This window comes from Thalassotalea sp. G2M2-11, assembly GCF_017168195.1.
In the GTDB taxonomy this organism is placed as follows: Bacteria; Pseudomonadota; Gammaproteobacteria; order Enterobacterales; family Alteromonadaceae; genus Thalassotalea_E.
Map to the genome: position 1 here is coordinate 420,854 of NZ_JADNYL010000002.1, position 16,497 is coordinate 437,350.

Below are 16,497 nucleotides of genomic sequence, written 5' to 3' on the forward strand. Positions count from 1 at the left end.
TTTAGCCTTATCAAGTAAGATAGTTCAACTAGTTAAGTAATATCCCTTAGTCGAGCAAAGAGAAAATTGTGTACAAAATCATAGAAAAAGTAGCTGCTGTTGATGATTTTATTCACCTACGGGAAGTATCTGGGCTAACTCCTCGCCCTTATGATGCAGCAAAGCTCGCCTTACCCAACAGCCTTTATGGCGTCCATATTGTCTTAGATAACCAGACCATTGCCATGGGACGTGTTGTTGGTGATGGTGCGCTCAATTTTGACATTGTTGATGTAGCGGTAGCGCCAACACATCAAGGAAATGGCTTTGGTCGATTGATCATGGAACACATCATGGCATATCTAGACAGTGCAGCTCCTACGGGCGCCTATATCACCTTAATGGCCGATGTTCCTGTCTTATATGAAAAGTTTGGTTTTACGTTAACTCGACCAGAAAGCGAAGGCATGTACATAATTAAATAAGTAATCACAGTATATGAGCTGATTGAGTCACTTTGATAAAGGAGCACTCATTCCCCTTAGATAAGGAAGAAAAATGGAAGTTAAGTTGTTTAATCACAATACCGACCGCCAAGCAGTGCTTGACCTGTTTTTACAACTACGGGCAAACTACGATAACGCCTCACTGTTAACACAAATCGAAAAACAGCAAAAACACGGCTATCAAGTGGTATATGTCAAATCATCCAATGAGGTGCTTGCTGTCGCAGGTTTCAGTGTTGGTGAGAAACTGGCATGGGGCAAACATATTTATATCGAAGATTTAATCACTGATGAAAACAGCCGCTCACAAGGTATTGGTAAATTGCTGATTGACTGGTTCAAAAATTACGCCAAAGACAATCACTGCGAGCAAATCCACTTAGACTCTGGCGTGCAACGCTTTGCTGCGCATAGGTTTTATTTACGTGAAGGATTTAATATCGCAAGTCATCATTTTTCAATCATTAATGTGAATTGAGCGACTACTCGAGTAGCAGCACCGATTACGAGGTTATACTATCTTACCTGCGTATATCCCCAATGATGATCTTACCATTTTGCTGTATCCGATAGCCTGCACATAAGCCACAACGCACATCCACAGAAAATTAACTGAAAAATTCAAGCCGATTATTAGGATAAATTCAGCGTTTTCACTTCATCACGGGTTTGCTCAATTAAACTCTCTTTAGTTTTACCATGGGGTACGGCTTGACGTGTTTCAGGATCAACTTTAACAAACACAATATCATCAGCAAAACAGATGGTTTTTTTCGTCACCTTATTACGCACTAAACACGACACGGTAATCGATGTACGACCAACTTCTTTGGTCTCTAAGCCAAATTCAACAATGTCACCCTGCATTGCTGGCGCTTCAAAGCTAATTTCACCAATATGTTTAGTCACCAAGCAATTGGTTTCTAATTGACAGATAACATAGGTTGCCGCTTCTTCATCAATCCACTGTAAAGCTCGGCCACCAAATAAAGAATGCGCATAATTTAAGTCATTTGGCATGACTAATCGACGGGATAGAAACCTCATATGTTCTCGCTTATGAATACCTTAGTTATTTTTCTCATAATAACACTTAACTATAAAATTTGCCGTTATGTTTTATCCAACCAATGGGGTGTTGAGCATGAGGATCATGATGAGTCCAATGTACCATCCCCCCCTGGCTATTCCATTGATACTGGCCTAAAAATTCAACTCTATCCCCGACCTTTAAGCCGTAAATTTTAGGAGCAATATCAATATTATGGATAACAAGTACAGTTTTATTATTTTTTAACTTGACGGTAAATTTTTGGTGCTTACTCCCCTTGGTATCATCGGGGAATACTTTGATCACAATACCTGAGGCTTTCATATGTGTTTAAAACAACGTACTGAAACTAATAACATTATATAAGGCTGATCCTAAAGGTGAAATAGATTGAACCTAGAATTAACCCAATAAACAACATACCATAAATAACAGATATAAAACGTTTAATACGCCATATTATTGTTGCGATAAACCCTGAAGGTGGTGATGAAGGAAGTGGTTGATAAAAGCTTGCGACCAACAACCACAATAAAGTTGACCACAATAAGCCAAATAAACTCGGCAGCATGTATTGTTCTTGCTGAGTAATGTTAGCAAATAAGACAAAATAAGCTAAAGCCACACCGCAACCAATCACCAGTGTTAACACTAGATATCGAATAGGCCAAAAAACTTTTGCTAACAAATGAAAAAATTTCGTCATTATAAACAGTTCACCAAGCGTAAATATTTATATTAACGAAATTTTTTTAAAACAAACAGAGGCGATAAATATATCAAGTCTATTAAGAAGAAAAGCCAATACCTTGCTTGGCCAGCTCTCCATAAACATGAATTAACGCTTTGCTATTTTCAGTGAGTGAATCTTGCCATTTATCTCGTTTCTCAATCCCAAGATCCGTAATAACAAAATGGTGAGATGTTTTCACATCACTTGCATCTAAACAGGTCTTAGTACAACACAATTGACAACCGTCAATGGCAATAATTGTCCTTGCTGATGTGGCAATTGCTTTAATAGGTTCAACATTACCAATCACACCAGAAACGCACGACATATCAGCAATACCATCACTGTCTAAATTCAATGAAATATCATGAGCTATTCGGGCTACATTCGAACACCCCGAACACGAATACACGATTGGTTTTTCAGACATAATCTCTACTAAGTTATTTGTGGTAAGGCTATTCTATCTATCACAAACATTCCAGTATTGATTCAGATCAAACAGCCGACAATTAACCACAATTAATGTATGGTTTTAATAAAGAAACATATCAGACTATTAACTATCTTTATAAATATCTTCGGGTTTGAGTTTTAACACTTTTCGACTGTCAGTTTTTTTCTTAACGCTGGCATTCGGGTTCACATAATGCTGTTTAGGCTTAGGCTTAGGCTTTGCGTTAGCGTGAAAAGATGTCTGTTGTTTTGGCTGATGTGCTAAATGATTGGGCTTAGCTAACTTAACTTGCCGATACTTGTCTTGTAATGCTTGCAAAAAATTACGTAAAAACTGTGACTTACAATGACGATAGTTTTTATGATCTGGTTTTCTAAAAAATGCCGTTAGCTCAGCTTTTCCAATAGTAAACCCCGTACCAGCCAGCAAACCGATAATATCTTCATTTTGCAGTTTAAGGGCAATTTTCAACTTTAATAAGATAAGGTTTTTACTCAATTGAGCTTCTGGCTCAGGTACTTTACCCTCTTTCTTTCCGCGCTTTTCAATAATAAAACCATTAAGAAAGCTTGCCAGTTCAATGTCTGTCAAAGGTAACATATTGGCATCATCATCTTTTAATAACCAACGTTGTACTTGTTGCTGACTCACTTGACAATTAGCCAAAGCCAAAATACTGGCAACCTTTTCATCTCGTAAATTAAAGGTATACCGTATACGGCGCAACACATCATTATTAGTCACTCAACACTCCAAGGTTCACAACAAATTTTTACCAATATCGCTGGCGATTATACCTTGATCTGGCAACCGATGCTGCATATTTCATTTTAAAGAGAATTTTAAATGGCAAAAATACTGTTTAATGAGCATTTTATATCAACAAAATGCTATGATTAGCCACAAGAAGTAAATTCAACTGATTAACTCCAGTATCAAAATAAAAAATAAGATTTCATGAGTAAACTACACCCTATTCTCTCTCCTATATTAACCAAAAGTAGCGGCAAACACGCAGACAAAAAGTCTTGGTATAACCTACCTGGCGCAAGTGCCACATTGGCTATTTATCAGGCAGCAACACAAGCTGATAAACCAATTTTATTGATCACTCACGACACACCATCAGCGTTGAGAATAGAACAAGAATTACTCAGTTTAGATACCGGGAGTGAGTTATCTATCTGTCTTTTTCCTGATTGGGAAACCTTACCCTATGACAGTTTTTCACCGCATCAAGATATTATTTCTCAGCGCCTCGCCACTTTATACCAGCTATCTCGGATGACACACGGGGTTGTTATTGTACCAGTCACTACACTGTTACAACGACTTCCCCCTAAAGATTACATTGAGGCTAATAGTTTATTAATTAACAAAGGCGATCGAAAAGATTTACATCAGTTACGCCAAGCATTAGAAGCAAGTGGTTACCGCTGTGTCGATCAAGTCATGGAACATGGTGAATTTTCAGCTCGAGGGGCGATACTGGATTTATTCCCCATGGGCAGCCAAACTCCTTTCAGGCTTGATTTTTTTGATGATGAGATTGACGAAATACGTATTTTTGACCCTGAAAATCAACGTTCTAGTGATAAAATTCCCGCGGTAGAATTATTACCGGCTCATGAATTTCCAATCGATAAGGAAGGTATCAACCTATTTCGACGACAGTATCGAGAATTATTTACTGGAACGATAGATAAAGAGTCGATTTATCATCAAGTAAGTAATGGTATTATGCCTGCTGGTATCGAATATTATTTACCGCTATTTTTCGAGCAGACCAGTCACCTATGCCATTATTTGGCAAATAACGCGCTGATCATGGTTTCAGGGGATATTGAAAAAGCCATCGAGCAATACTGGCTTGATGTTGAATATCGATATGAAGATCGTCGATACGACCCTACACGCCCATTACTAGCTCCAGCAAAGCTCTTCTTAACAAGCGAAGAATTATTTTTAGCGTTAAAGCCATTTGAACGTATCACCATCAAAGCAAACCAAACAGTTGATGAAACAAGTGATAATATTGCTTTAGAAGAGCAGCAATCAGGCCGAGGAAAAATTTACTATGATGTAAAATCCATGCCTGATGTCACAATCAGTCATCAACTCAAACAGCCTTTTGATTTGCTCAATCAGTTTATTAGCGATAGTGAAACACCAGAGAAAATTCTCTTCGTCGCGGAAAGCCAAGGTCGCCGAGAGAGTGTCTTGGAGTTATTGAAACGCAATCAAATCACGCCTCCAGAGTTTGGCTCTATCACACAGTTTATCGACTCAGGAGAAAAAATTGGCATTACCGTCAATGCCCTAAGCCAAGGCTTTATTTTTCAACACAAAGGACAATCCCTTAAAAATTGCATTGCATTAATTACTGAGGCAGAGCTACTGGGCGATAGAGTACGTCAAGCTCGTCGTCGAAAAAAACAGCAAGATGTACAAGCCGATGCAATTTTCAAAAACCTTGCCGAGCTATCTATCGGGCAACCTGTGGTTCATATTGAGCACGGCATAGGTCGCTACTTAGGCTTACAAACCATTGAAACGGCAGGCATAGTGACCGAATTTTTAACCTTAAGCTATGCCAATGATGCAAAATTATACGTGCCTGTCGCCTCTTTACACCTGATCAGCCGTTACTCAGGTGCAGATGCCGAACATGCTCCATTGCATAAATTAGGTAATGACACTTGGAGTAAAGCAAAGAAAAAAGCCGCAGAGAAAGTCAAAGACGTCGCCGCTGAGCTGCTCGATATTTATGCCAAACGAGCCAGCAACAAAGGTTACCAGTTTTCCCGTAACAAAGATGACTACCGTGCTTTTGCTGATAGTTTTGGCTTTGAAGAAACCCATGATCAAGAGCAAGCTATCCATGCAGTGATCAGCGACATGTTATCCGATAAAACCATGGACAGACTGGTCTGTGGTGATGTGGGTTTTGGTAAAACTGAAGTAGCAATGCGCGCCGCTTTTGTCGCGGTCAACGATGGTAAGCAAGTGGCCATGTTGGTACCGACAACATTATTAGCCCAACAACACTACGAGAACTTTAAAGACAGGTTCGCCAATTGGCCCGTTAACATCGAGGTGTTATCTCGATTTAAAACGCCTAAGCAGCAAAATGAAGTGATCAAGCAAGTAGAATCAGGGCAGATTGATATTTTAATTGGCACGCATAAGTTACTGCAAAATACCATTAAATATCACTCGTTAGGCTTGCTTATTGTCGATGAAGAACACCGCTTTGGCGTTAAACAAAAAGATAAAATCAAACAGTTACGCGCCAATGTAGATATTTTAACGCTAACCGCCACTCCTATTCCGCGTACCTTAAATATGGCAATGGGTGGCATGCGTGATTTATCGATCATCGCTACACCACCTGCAAAACGATTAGCGGTAAAAACCTTTGTCCGACAGCGTGATAATGCTTTGATCCGCGAATCAATATTGCGTGAAATTTTACGCGGTGGTCAGGTTTACTTTCTGCATAACAATGTAGATACCATTGAAAAAACTGCCGCAGAAATTCAAGAGTTATTACCTGAAGCGAAAATAACCACCGCTCATGGTCAAATGCGCGAACGCGATCTTGAGCGGATCATGAGCGACTTTTATCACCAAAGGTACAATGTATTGGTGTGTACCACCATTATTGAAACAGGGATAGACGTACCGAGTGCGAACACCATCATTATGGACAGAGCCGATCATTTAGGTCTTGCTCAATTGCATCAATTACGTGGACGTGTTGGCCGATCACATCATCAAGCTTATGCTTATTTATTAACACCACATGAAAAGCGCATGACTAAAGATGCCAAAAAACGGCTCGAAGCCATCGCTTCATTGGAAGATCTAGGCGCTGGATTTACCTTAGCCACACATGATTTAGAAATTAGAGGTGCCGGCGAATTACTCGGTGAAGAGCAAAGTGGTTCTATGAACCAAGTCGGCTTTAGTTTATATATGGAAATGCTAGATCAAGCGGTAAAAGCTCTTAAAGAAGGTAAGCAACCTTCACTTGATCAAGTATTATCGAGCCAAACCGAAATTGATTTACGAGTACCTGCTTTATTACCAGATGACTATATTTTTGATGTCAGCCTTCGACTCAGTTTATACAAGCGCATTGCAAGTTGCACTAACAAACAAGAGTTAGATGATGTACAAGTTGAGCTAATTGATCGTTTCGGTTTATTACCACAAGCCACTAAAAACTTGATCCAAATAGCCAAACTGCGCCTCAAAGCACAAAAAATTGGTATTGCACGGATAGAAGCCAGCACAGCAGGTGGCTCAATCGAGTTTAGTGACGACACAAAAGTTGACCCTATGTTTATTATCAGCCTGATCCAGCAACAACCTAGTGTCTTCAAAATGGAAGGTGCCAATAAGCTAAAATTTACACGCGTCAGCGAAGATACCAAAGCACGCTTTACACTGGTAACATCAATTATCAATGACTTGAGTAAAAAACTTAATTAACAGCGCATTAGATTAAAGGTATGATGATATTTTTCTTTGCACAGATTGCCATCAATAACAGTTTAGGAATTCAATGAACATAAAGCAGGCAAGCATTTTTCTCTCAACATTATTGCTAACAAGCAGTACGCTAGCAGCAAGCAAGTGGAGCGGCGAATGGTTTGAAATTGAAGTTATTTTATTAAGCCAGCTACATGATAAAAGTACGCAAGCTGAGGTATTTCCAAACTACTCGCCTTTGCCAGAATATACAAAGTCACTTGATTTACTTAACCCGTATTTATCGCCTGATATTGCTTCGCTAAAGCAATTATTACCTCACTGTGACACGCCAAGCTATCCGCCAAGTTTAGTTGAGCAATATCAAATACCGCCACTGCACCCGATATTATCATTAACAGATATTGCAGCAATTCAATTGCCTTCAACGTTAGACACTCAAGAGCAAACAAACGCCATTGCATCCGCTAACAAAGGTACAGAAAGTACTCAAACAGATAGACCAAGCCAAAATGATGATTTTTTCGATCGGGTTAGACCCGTACAAGAAGTCGTCGCAAGCAATGCCAAGCAATCGAGCGATAACACTGTTACTACCGTTGATAGCGTTCAAGAAGACACTCAGACCATTACAGCTCATCAACAGGCATTAGTAAAAGCCGCGGCAACAGCATTTAATGAAAAACCATTTTCTTTTGCCCCCCTATATCAAAAAGGCGGGCATAATTTCCAAACGCTGTGCCACATCACCCAAGCGGAATTTGAGCAACTAAATCCTGATACTAACTTATATCAATACAATCACCTACAAACAGACGCTGTGCCTAAAGTGATCAGTGATGTTGAGAACTTACACAGTGATGTACCATATTTAGTCAACAAACAATCTCTCGAACTGAGTGACACCGTGAAAAGCTTAAAACTCAGTAAAAACTTTCGCCCGTTATTGCATTTAGCATGGCGACAACCGGTGTATGACTTAGCCGATGCAACTCCAACGAAAATTTTCGCGGGTGAAAACTTACAATTACACTTTATAAGAGAGTTAGCTAAGTACCAAGAGCAGCGCCTATTAGCGGCAGAACAAGAATCTCATTTAGCCACAGCACTAAACCAAGTTGGCTATAACAATAATAATCAAATTGTTGTGGCGGATGCATTAACTGCTAAGCAGCAGTTAATGCAAAAGAAACAGCAAAAACTTGCCAGTATTTTTAACGAGATAGCACAAATTGATGACGCAGCAACTGTAATTTCAAACTTAGGCAACGAAGCGACATTATCGCTCAGCCAAGTAGTCGCTGAGCAATCTGCATTGATGGAACCTCCCAAGGAGCCAATTCAACCTTGGTATTTAGAAGGCTTTTTAAACGTCTATTTAAAGGGGGTTTATCTAAACATTGCCGCTGATTTCAATATCATGAATATGACCTTAGCGGAGCAGGCAAGTAATGCACTTCGCCCTCAAGCACAAGTAAAACCACAAGCAATCCGCTTTGCCCAGCAGCGTCGAGTGATCAGTAATCAAGTGCACTATTTTGATCATCCATACATGGGCATGATTGTACAAATACGCCGTCATCAACGACCAGAGCCTGAGCCAGAATTAGCTGAAGAGCAGACAGCACTGAGCAATTAACCTATATTTTGAGGAAATTATGGAAAAAGAAATTGAGATCCAAGCCGCGGTATTTCGTCGCCTGTTAAGACATTTAGATAGTCGTAAAGATGTGCAAAATATTGAGCTAATGAACTTAGCCGGTTTTTGCCGAAACTGTTTTTCCAAATGGACAGTAGCCGAAGCCCAAAAGCTTGGTGTCGATGTTGATATCGACCAGGCACGGGAACAAATCTACGGCATGCCTTACAATGAATGGAAAGAGAAATACCAAACACCTGCAACTGAAGAACAGTTAGCAAAATTTAACCAATCACATAAAAAGTAATACTAAACTAAATTTTTATTTCAATGGCATGAGATAGTTGTCGACGGTCTTTTTTGTCACGTGATTCAAACCAGCGGCCACGGGATTCCATGTGTTCACGGCGATCTTTTCCTGAACGACGCTCTACTTGCTGCCAGTTTTCTGCTTGCCTAATAGCTACTTCGGGTAAACCTTCATCAGGCAATGCGTCATTGCGATAAGCTTTCGCATTGCTCCGCTGTTGTTTACCTCGCTGCTTTTTATCTTTCGCCGTATTCTCAGATTTTACTTTATATGAAGGCGGTAATAATTCAGTTAACACATCCATAATTAACCTTTTGATAACATCTCATGTAAGTTTCAGTTACATAATCTATCGGCACTTCCTCGTTAAACTTTAATGCAATGTACAAATTTTTATCATCAAGAAATACGAATGCTTCGAACAGTTAGGAAAAGCTGGCGACTTCTTCTGGTGTTAAATACCGCCACTGTCCTAATGGCAGCTCACCTAAAGCTACCTGTCCTATTTGTTCTCGGTGTAAGCCAACAACCTTATTACCAATTGCTGCGAACATACGTTTAACCTGATGATATTTACCTTCAGTAATGGTTAACAACACTTGGGTGTTATCAATTATCTCTAGCTTTGCTGGCTTGGTTAATGACTTTTCTCCTTGTAATTGTACCCCTTGTGTAAATTGTTCAACGGCTTGAGTTGCTATATTATCGCGTAGCCACACTCGATAGACTTTGTTGCACTCTTTCTTCGGAGAAATAATATTATGTGACCAGCGACCGTCATCGGTGATCAACACCAAACCGGTAGTATCAGCATCAAGTCGTCCAGCAATATGTAGATCAAACGCTTTATCAACCTCAATAAAGTGTAGGACTGACGGATATATTTCATCCACGTTAGAACAAATAGTATCGACGGGTTTGTGTAGCATGATATAACGAGATTCTCGTGCAGTTAAGCAATGACCATCAGCGGTGATCTCATTATTCTCATGTACTTGTTTAGCACCATCTTTTACTACTTCACCATTAACTTGTACTACCCCAGTTTTTAACAACTTTTTGGCTTCTGTTCTTGTTAATTCAGTGCTTTTACAAATAAATTTATCTAATCGCATAAAGTGGGCTCATTGGTTATATTGGCGCCATTATCCAAAAGCGTACACTTTTAGCAAGCATCAATTGCACCCTATTGTCGACGGTGGTAGGGTTAAAAGTGATGTTATGAAGGAAGTTACTATGGATATTACCACTGGCTTAGTGATGATCAGCTCAATACACTTACTGGCAGCAGCCTCACCAGGCCCAGACTTTGTATTAGTATCACAACAAACCTTATCACAAGGGAAAAAAGCAGGTTTGCTGTGCAGCTTAGGTATAGCACTCGGGCTCTCTGTACATATTGCTTATTCCGCATTAGGGCTGGCAGCTGTAATTGCTAATTCGGCTTCACTGTTAACATTGATCAAACTCGTCGGCGCTAGCTATTTATTATATTTAGGCTATCAGGGGATCCGTTCAACAGCACGTAAAGAACAAGCGATTAGCGTTACTCAATCAATATCCCCCTCCCCAGCGAAAACCATAGGTCTAGGGTTTTTATGTAATGCGCTGAACCCGAAAGCCCCAGTTTATTTTGTCGCATTGTTCACTTTGGTAATATCACCCGATACGCCCCTTAATCATTTATTCATTTATGGCCTGTGGATGATGTTCATACAGTTTGCCTGGTTTGCAACAGTCGTTTTATTATTATCTCGCCCAACAGTTAATAAAAAATTTCAGCAAATGGGGCATTGGCTTGATCGTATCATGGGGTTAGCTATGATAGCTTTAGGCATTAAAATGTTAACAACAAAATTATAATCAAGGCATGTCGATGGCTAAAACATATCAAAACTTTGCCCAGTTCTACCCATTTTATTTAAGCCAGCACCAAAATGCCGTGTGTCGTCGTTTGCACTTTATTGGTTCGGTGTTAGTGCTCAGCCTATGTATCTATAGTGTCGTCAGTGCGCATTTATCATTATTATGGTTACTGCCAGTGCTCGGCTACGGCTTTGCTTGGTTTGGCCATTTTTTCTTTGAAAAAAATAAACCAGCAACCTTCACTTACCCTATTTACAGTTTGATGGGAGATTGGGTCATGTTTAAAGACATACTTATCGGTAAAATCAAATGGTAGTGCAACTAGTTAGCATGAACAGATACACCCAACAACTTTGCCCTAAACACTCGTTAAATCAAACGCATGGATTGATTACAAAATTACGATAGAACTATCAATCGTCGCTTAGGCTTTGTCTGTTACCACAAGACTTGATCAATTTCATTTAATAACCCTTGTGTTGCATCATTGATCTCAGCAAAGTTTTCTGTCTTGATCACTTTTTCAAGCACCAGCGCTTTTTCAGACAGCATACTAAAACCGAACATTTGGGCGGCACCAGCAATCCGATGGACAAGATTTTTAAGCAACTGATGATCATTCGCTTTTAAATGTAAAACAATATCCTGCTGCTCTAATGTCAAGGTTGACTTAAATTGCTGAACAAGATCTGTCATATCAATGTTATCTAAAGCTTGCTCAGCTGTTTCTTCACCAACATTGCTATCAAAGTATTTCGCAAGCGTACTGATAAACTTGCTACGCTCAATTGGTTTTTGTAAGTGCTCAGTAAAACCAAGCGCAATATAATGTGCAACTTCATGCGACATGGCATTAGCGGTCAATGCTATGATAGGCACGGTGCAGCCTTTTTGCTGTAAGATATTAAATGCTTCAATACCATCCATTTCAGGCATCTGAATATCTAATAAAATAAGATCCGGTTGAGTTGATTCGTACTCTTCCACCGCTTCATAACCATTACTGGCACCCACCACAGTCAAACCTAACTTCTTCAAAAAGCGAGCAAATAATCTTCGGTTATCATCATGATCTTCAGCTAACAACACGGTACCCGAAAAACAAGGCTCGTCGAGTGATACCGTTTCAGTATCAATAGTATGCACTTGTTCAATTTGAGGTAATTCTTCAGTTTGCGTAAAAGGCAGAACAAAGGTAAAGGTACTGCCCTGCCCTAGCTGGCTTTCTATTTCAATCCGCCCATGCATTAATTTTGCTAGTTGCTCAGAAAGACATAAGCCAAGCCCTGTACCGCCAAATCGGCGACTAATACTGCTATCCCCTTGAGTAAAGCTGTCAAAAACTTGTTGAATTTGAGTATAACTCAAGCCAATTCCGGTATCTTTGACACTAAAAACTATGGCATGATTTTCAATACGTACATTCACCGTAACACTACCTTTACTGGTAAATTTAATCGCGTTAGAGCATAAATTGATCAGTATTTGCTTCACTCGCAATACGTCCATATCAATGAGAAATGGCGTAGGTAATGAATGCGTGATGGTAAAAACAAGCCCTTTATGTTTCGCTTGCTCAGCAAACATATTGGCAAGCTCAACTAACACCTGATTTAAATCTTGATTTTGTAAATCAAGCTCTAACTTGTTTGCCTCAATTTTACTTAAATCTAAAATATTATTGATTAATTCGAGTAAATGCTGGCTATTGCTATGGATCACTTCAACTTCTTGTTCGGTTTGTCCCTTCTGGATATCACCATAAATAATAGCTTCAGCTTGCCCTATTATTGCCGTTAGCGGCGTACGAATTTCATGACTCATATTCGCTAAAAACTGGCTTTTCACATTATTTGCTTGCTTCAATTGTTCAGTGATCCGCTCAAGCTCTTGTGTCCTTTGCTTCACTTGAATCGCCAACTCAGTTTTTAATTGTCTATCTTTTTCTCTGCGATAAAGATAAAACGCCAACATTAATATGAGCATTAAGGCAATAAAGATAACCCCAAACACTATCTTTTGTTGTTGATTAGCACGCTCTAGTTCTAACTGTTTCACTTTTTTGTTCTGTTGTAGTTGTGCCACCTGCTTCTTCAATTCATCAGATTCAAACTTAGCCAGGTATTCATTTAACTGATCGTTCGATAACTTAAAATTTAATGCAATAAAATCTTGATAGTTTTCCATTGCCTTTCGACGTTCACCATTAGCTGCGTGGACTAAAGACAATAGAGATAAATTAGCACGAAGCTGCTGCGGGTAATCAGATTGTGTCGCAACCTCAGTGGAACGTTGTAATAATTGCAAAGGCTGTTCAATTTCACCTTGGAGAAAAAGCGCACGAGCTAAACTTTGTAAGCCACCGGCAAGCACTACATTAAAAGATTGGCGCTCACTTAAATTTATCGCTAACTGAGCATAAACTTTTGCTTGTTCGGCTTGATTCAACTCGTTATAGACCTCAGCTAAATTATGGTAAGTTGAAGCGAGCTTAAAGGTATCTTGTTGCTCTTGAAAGTATCGTAATGCTAACTGTAAATTCTTTAGCGCATCAGCATAATTGCCACTTTGTTTATAACTGATCCCAAGATCAGAGCGAGCATTGGCCACTCCTTTTTCATCACCAAATTCTAAACGTTTTATTATCACTTCTTGAAATAACTCAATGGCAAGATCATAACGTCGTAACCGTATATAAAGCGTGGCAATGTTATAACGAATATCAACGATATCAACTTCAGAGCCATATTTTTTATATGTTTCAACCGCTTGTTGATAAACTTCAATTGCTCTAAAGCTCTTTCCCATAGCACTGTATAGCAAACCAAGATTATTATATAAATGCCCTTGTTCTAATGGTTTGTTTAGTGCTTGGTAAATGACCAATGATTGTTGGTAAAGCGGCAGTGCTTGAGGATAAGAGCCTTGGTAATAATGAAAAATCCCTTTAAATTTTAGCGTTTTAGCTAATATTGTTTTATCTGGATGTTCATTCGCTAAAAGAACTGCTGGCGAGATGGTCGTTATCGCTTGCTCAAACTCACTTTGTTGAAAATAAAACATCGCATGGGAAGTAAGCACTGAAATTTGCGCTGATGGAGAAAGGCTCTGATCACTCAATAATGCCTCATAGGCTTGAACGGCTTGCGCTGGATTTTCTAACTGCTGGATTGCGGCAAGTTGTTCCTCAACTGATTGTCCACTTGCTATACAACGTTGTGTGAAGCCCAATAACAATAGTAATGTTAGAAAGATAGCAAATAGACGACAAACTCCTGTCATCAATACCTCTGGTGTCATTTAATTAAGATAGCCACACCCGTTATAACACTTTTACTGTATAAATCCTATCACCGAATAAAATACTCAGAATAGATATCGACAAGTTCGAAACTAACTCGGTATAATCAGCAGTCATTTTACTAGCTCAATCAAGTAAAGAAGTAATGTATCAAACCCTTAAAGCGAAACTCTTTGCACTTAAAGAAAATAAAATATTTGAACTATCTGTTGTCGCCGTCATTATTATTTCAGCACTAGAAATTGGCGCGAAAACGTTTCAATTATCCGATCAAGCGTATTCTATCACCTCTGTATTAGATGCTTTTATCACATTATTTTTCCTATTTGAACTCACCATACGCTTTATCGCTGATCCCGATAAAAAATCCTTTTTGAAAAAAGGGTGGAATATTTTTGACACGTTAGTGGTATTCGTCAGTTTGATCCCTATCGATAACAGTGAAATGGCGCTACTTGCCCGACTGGTGCGTGTGTTTCGTGTGTTAAGGATGGTCTCTGTTGTTCCTGAGCTTAGAGTATTGATTAATTCATTACTTAAAGCCTTACCACAGCTTGGCTACGTTATCTTATTAATGTTTATCATTTTTTATATTTATGCCGCCATTGGCAGCTTTATCTTTCATGATATCAATCCAACCTTATGGGGTGACATTGCCATTTCCATGCTGACGCTGTTCCGTATTATGACCTTTGAAGATTGGACAGATATTCAATATGAAACCATGGAAGTTTACCCCTTTAGTTGGATTTTCTATTTATCGTTCATATTCTTTACGGCGTTCGCTTTCCTGAACATGGTTATTGGTATTGTGGTTAATGTCATGGAAGAAGAGCATCAAGCCGCCAGAGCAAAGAAAGAACCGACACTGACAGAACTGCAGCAAGAGTTAAAAGAAATAAAAGCGTTACTTAGTCAATCAAATCAACATAAGTAAGTGCTGAGCTATCAAGCATTAGTGCTTGATAGCCAATAGCATTTTAATACTAAGGCTGTTGATCTGTTGCTATCAATGTTATTCAACATTAATAATCAACATGCCTTAATCCTCCCTACGCTGCCATTTAAAGTACAGCTGCGCCATGAATAACTTCAAAGATTTCGCTAAATGATGTTTTAATACTTAGATCAATTGGCAAATGTAATTTCCTTGCTATGTCACTGGTAGAGATAACTCCTCTGATATGATGATGCTTTCTATCAACGACCAAACAATGGCGCAGTCCATAATTTTTTAATGTCAAAATCACATCATTTACTGTGGAATTTTCTATTTCACTAAAATCAAAAGCATGTAAGGCAAGCTTAGGCAACATCATATCGCTCACCAGAATCTCATTCCGGTTTTTGCCTTTTGCTGTTTCTGCAATCAATGATTGCTCAGACAATTCATTCGTACTAATAATACCTAAAAAATCATTGTTGCTTGAAACAACTATCTTCATTTTTACATGGCTTTTTTTCATCAACAATAGCGCATCGCTCGCTAAAGTATCTCCTTCAATCACTAAAGGTTGATGCATTTTAAAATCGGTGAACACTTTAGTTGCGGGTGAATCCAGCTCAGTGTGTTCAAATAACTCTGGAGAGACAACGTTATCAACTAGGTCTAAATCAAATAATTGTAAATTTTTCATAACTACCTCGAAACTCTATTCATTGCGTTAAATTTTACTGACAGTAAAACTGTTTAATAATCAATAAAGCCTTTAGTCATCAGTTATCAGAGATACATTCAATCAGAATCGAATGTTAAGCAGCATAGTGCAAGCTGAACCAATAATGATTAACTAAAAGCAAGAGTAACAGGAGGAGAACGCGGATGGAGGTACAGATAGTACTTACTGGCAAAAAATAGCTGCTCACTGTATGTAACCATTTCAGGTTGGCAATGGGCTGCAGTTAAAGCTCTTTCGTGAATGATAGGATCTGGAGAGTCCCAATCCGTATCTTGAGCCTCATCAGCAACCAGTTGTTCGGTGATGTTCAGGCTGTCATTTTCCACATAGCCGACACTTTGCTCCCCTAAAGAGCTAAAGCTTATCAACAATGTAATCGCTATTAACAACCTGATCATAGCAAGACCCAAAACAAACTGGCTATACTTTATAGATGAGGCATAAACAGAAAAGTTTCAAGTTTTTCAGCAAAAATTTTT

The 16,497-nt window shown here is 39.0% G+C and carries 18 protein-coding genes; 8 read left to right on the forward strand and 10 right to left on the reverse strand.

Going from position 1 to position 16,497, the window contains the following annotated elements; all coding sequences use genetic code 11:
- Nucleotides 1-68 precede the first annotated feature (68 nt).
- Together IV514_RS07780 and IV514_RS07785 are read left to right on the forward strand one after the other, a co-directional pair.
- Complete coding sequence (locus IV514_RS07780) at nucleotides 69-464, forward strand: GNAT family N-acetyltransferase (protein WP_206484383.1); 396 nt, start codon at nucleotides 69-71, stop codon at nucleotides 462-464.
- A gap of 73 nt (nucleotides 465-537) precedes the next feature.
- Nucleotides 538-963 (forward strand): GNAT family N-acetyltransferase, encoded by a 426-nt coding sequence (locus IV514_RS07785; RefSeq protein WP_206484384.1) that lies wholly within the window; start codon nucleotides 538-540, stop codon nucleotides 961-963.
- Nucleotides 964-1,118: 155 nt separating this feature from the next.
- Here IV514_RS07785 and IV514_RS07790 read toward each other — a convergent pair whose 3' ends face one another.
- The 5 genes from IV514_RS07790 to IV514_RS07810 form a co-directional block, all read right to left on the reverse strand.
- The gene (locus IV514_RS07790; RefSeq protein WP_206484385.1) at nucleotides 1,119-1,532 is read right to left on the reverse strand and encodes a hotdog domain-containing protein; all 414 of its coding nucleotides are present in this window, start codon (nucleotides 1,530-1,532) and stop codon (nucleotides 1,119-1,121) included.
- A gap of 46 nt (nucleotides 1,533-1,578) precedes the next feature.
- Nucleotides 1,579-1,860: a DUF3465 domain-containing protein gene (locus IV514_RS07795; RefSeq protein WP_206484386.1), complete on the reverse strand. Its 282-nt coding sequence runs from the start codon at nucleotides 1,858-1,860 to the stop codon at nucleotides 1,579-1,581.
- Between the two features lie 34 nt (nucleotides 1,861-1,894).
- On the reverse strand, nucleotides 1,895-2,242 hold the full coding sequence (locus tag IV514_RS07800) for a hypothetical protein (protein WP_206484387.1): 348 nt from the start codon (nucleotides 2,240-2,242) through the stop codon (nucleotides 1,895-1,897).
- 82 nt (nucleotides 2,243-2,324) lie between these two features.
- Complete coding sequence (locus IV514_RS07805; RefSeq protein WP_206484388.1) at nucleotides 2,325-2,699, reverse strand: putative zinc-binding protein; 375 nt, start codon at nucleotides 2,697-2,699, stop codon at nucleotides 2,325-2,327.
- Nucleotides 2,700-2,828: 129 nt separating this feature from the next.
- Nucleotides 2,829-3,470 carry a DUF1456 family protein gene (locus IV514_RS07810; RefSeq protein ID WP_206484389.1) on the reverse strand — a complete coding sequence of 214 codons (642 nt, stop codon included), beginning with the start codon at nucleotides 3,468-3,470 and terminating at the stop codon, nucleotides 2,829-2,831.
- A 213-nt stretch (nucleotides 3,471-3,683) separates the two neighbouring features.
- Between IV514_RS07810 and mfd the strand changes: the two genes are divergently transcribed.
- The 3 genes from mfd (at nucleotide 3,684) to IV514_RS07825 (ending at nucleotide 9,169) form a co-directional block, all read left to right on the forward strand.
- Entirely contained in the window at nucleotides 3,684-7,223 is a 3,540-nt protein-coding gene (gene mfd / locus IV514_RS07815) for a transcription-repair coupling factor (RefSeq protein WP_206484390.1), read from the forward strand.
- A gap of 73 nt (nucleotides 7,224-7,296) precedes the next feature.
- Complete coding sequence (locus IV514_RS07820; protein ID WP_206484391.1) at nucleotides 7,297-8,862, forward strand: CsiV family protein; 1,566 nt, start codon at nucleotides 7,297-7,299, stop codon at nucleotides 8,860-8,862.
- Nucleotides 8,863-8,881: 19 nt separating this feature from the next.
- Nucleotides 8,882-9,169, forward strand: coding sequence for a DUF1244 domain-containing protein (locus IV514_RS07825; RefSeq protein ID WP_206484392.1), 288 nt, complete (start codon nucleotides 8,882-8,884; stop codon nucleotides 9,167-9,169).
- 7 nt (nucleotides 9,170-9,176) lie between these two features.
- Here the strand turns inward: IV514_RS07825 and IV514_RS07830 are convergent, their stop codons facing one another.
- Nucleotides 9,177-9,476: a hypothetical protein gene (locus IV514_RS07830; RefSeq protein WP_206484393.1), complete on the reverse strand. Its 300-nt coding sequence runs from the start codon at nucleotides 9,474-9,476 to the stop codon at nucleotides 9,177-9,179.
- Nucleotides 9,477-9,597: 121 nt separating this feature from the next.
- Nucleotides 9,598-10,287: a 16S rRNA pseudouridine(516) synthase RsuA gene (rsuA, locus tag IV514_RS07835; RefSeq protein WP_206484394.1), complete on the reverse strand. Its 690-nt coding sequence runs from the start codon at nucleotides 10,285-10,287 to the stop codon at nucleotides 9,598-9,600.
- 106 nt (nucleotides 10,288-10,393) lie between these two features.
- Here rsuA and IV514_RS07840 point away from each other — a divergent pair, with 106 nt between their 5' ends.
- Both IV514_RS07840 and IV514_RS07845 read left to right on the forward strand, forming a co-directional pair.
- On the forward strand, nucleotides 10,394-11,035 hold the full coding sequence (locus IV514_RS07840) for a LysE family transporter (RefSeq protein WP_206484395.1): 642 nt from the start codon (nucleotides 10,394-10,396) through the stop codon (nucleotides 11,033-11,035).
- 13 nt (nucleotides 11,036-11,048) lie between these two features.
- A complete protein-coding gene (locus IV514_RS07845) occupies nucleotides 11,049-11,354 on the forward strand; it encodes a DUF962 domain-containing protein (protein ID WP_206484396.1) in 306 nt (101 codons plus the stop codon).
- A gap of 122 nt (nucleotides 11,355-11,476) precedes the next feature.
- On the opposite strand, the gene IV514_RS07850 is transcribed toward IV514_RS07845, so the two are convergent.
- Nucleotides 11,477-14,320: a tetratricopeptide repeat protein gene (locus IV514_RS07850; RefSeq protein ID WP_206484397.1), complete on the reverse strand. Its 2,844-nt coding sequence runs from the start codon at nucleotides 14,318-14,320 to the stop codon at nucleotides 11,477-11,479.
- Nucleotides 14,321-14,484: 164 nt separating this feature from the next.
- On the opposite strand from IV514_RS07850, the gene IV514_RS07855 reads away from it, so the two are divergent.
- Nucleotides 14,485-15,276, forward strand: a complete 792-nt coding sequence (locus tag IV514_RS07855) for an ion transporter (RefSeq protein WP_206484398.1) — start codon at nucleotides 14,485-14,487, stop codon at nucleotides 15,274-15,276.
- A 127-nt stretch (nucleotides 15,277-15,403) separates the two neighbouring features.
- On the opposite strand, the gene IV514_RS07860 is transcribed toward IV514_RS07855, so the two are convergent.
- Nucleotides 15,404-15,976, reverse strand: a complete 573-nt coding sequence (locus IV514_RS07860) for a CBS domain-containing protein (protein WP_206484399.1) — start codon at nucleotides 15,974-15,976, stop codon at nucleotides 15,404-15,406.
- 149 nt (nucleotides 15,977-16,125) lie between these two features.
- Nucleotides 16,126-16,416, reverse strand: a complete 291-nt coding sequence (locus IV514_RS07865) for a hypothetical protein (RefSeq protein ID WP_206484400.1) — start codon at nucleotides 16,414-16,416, stop codon at nucleotides 16,126-16,128.
- Nucleotides 16,417-16,497 lie beyond the last annotated feature (81 nt).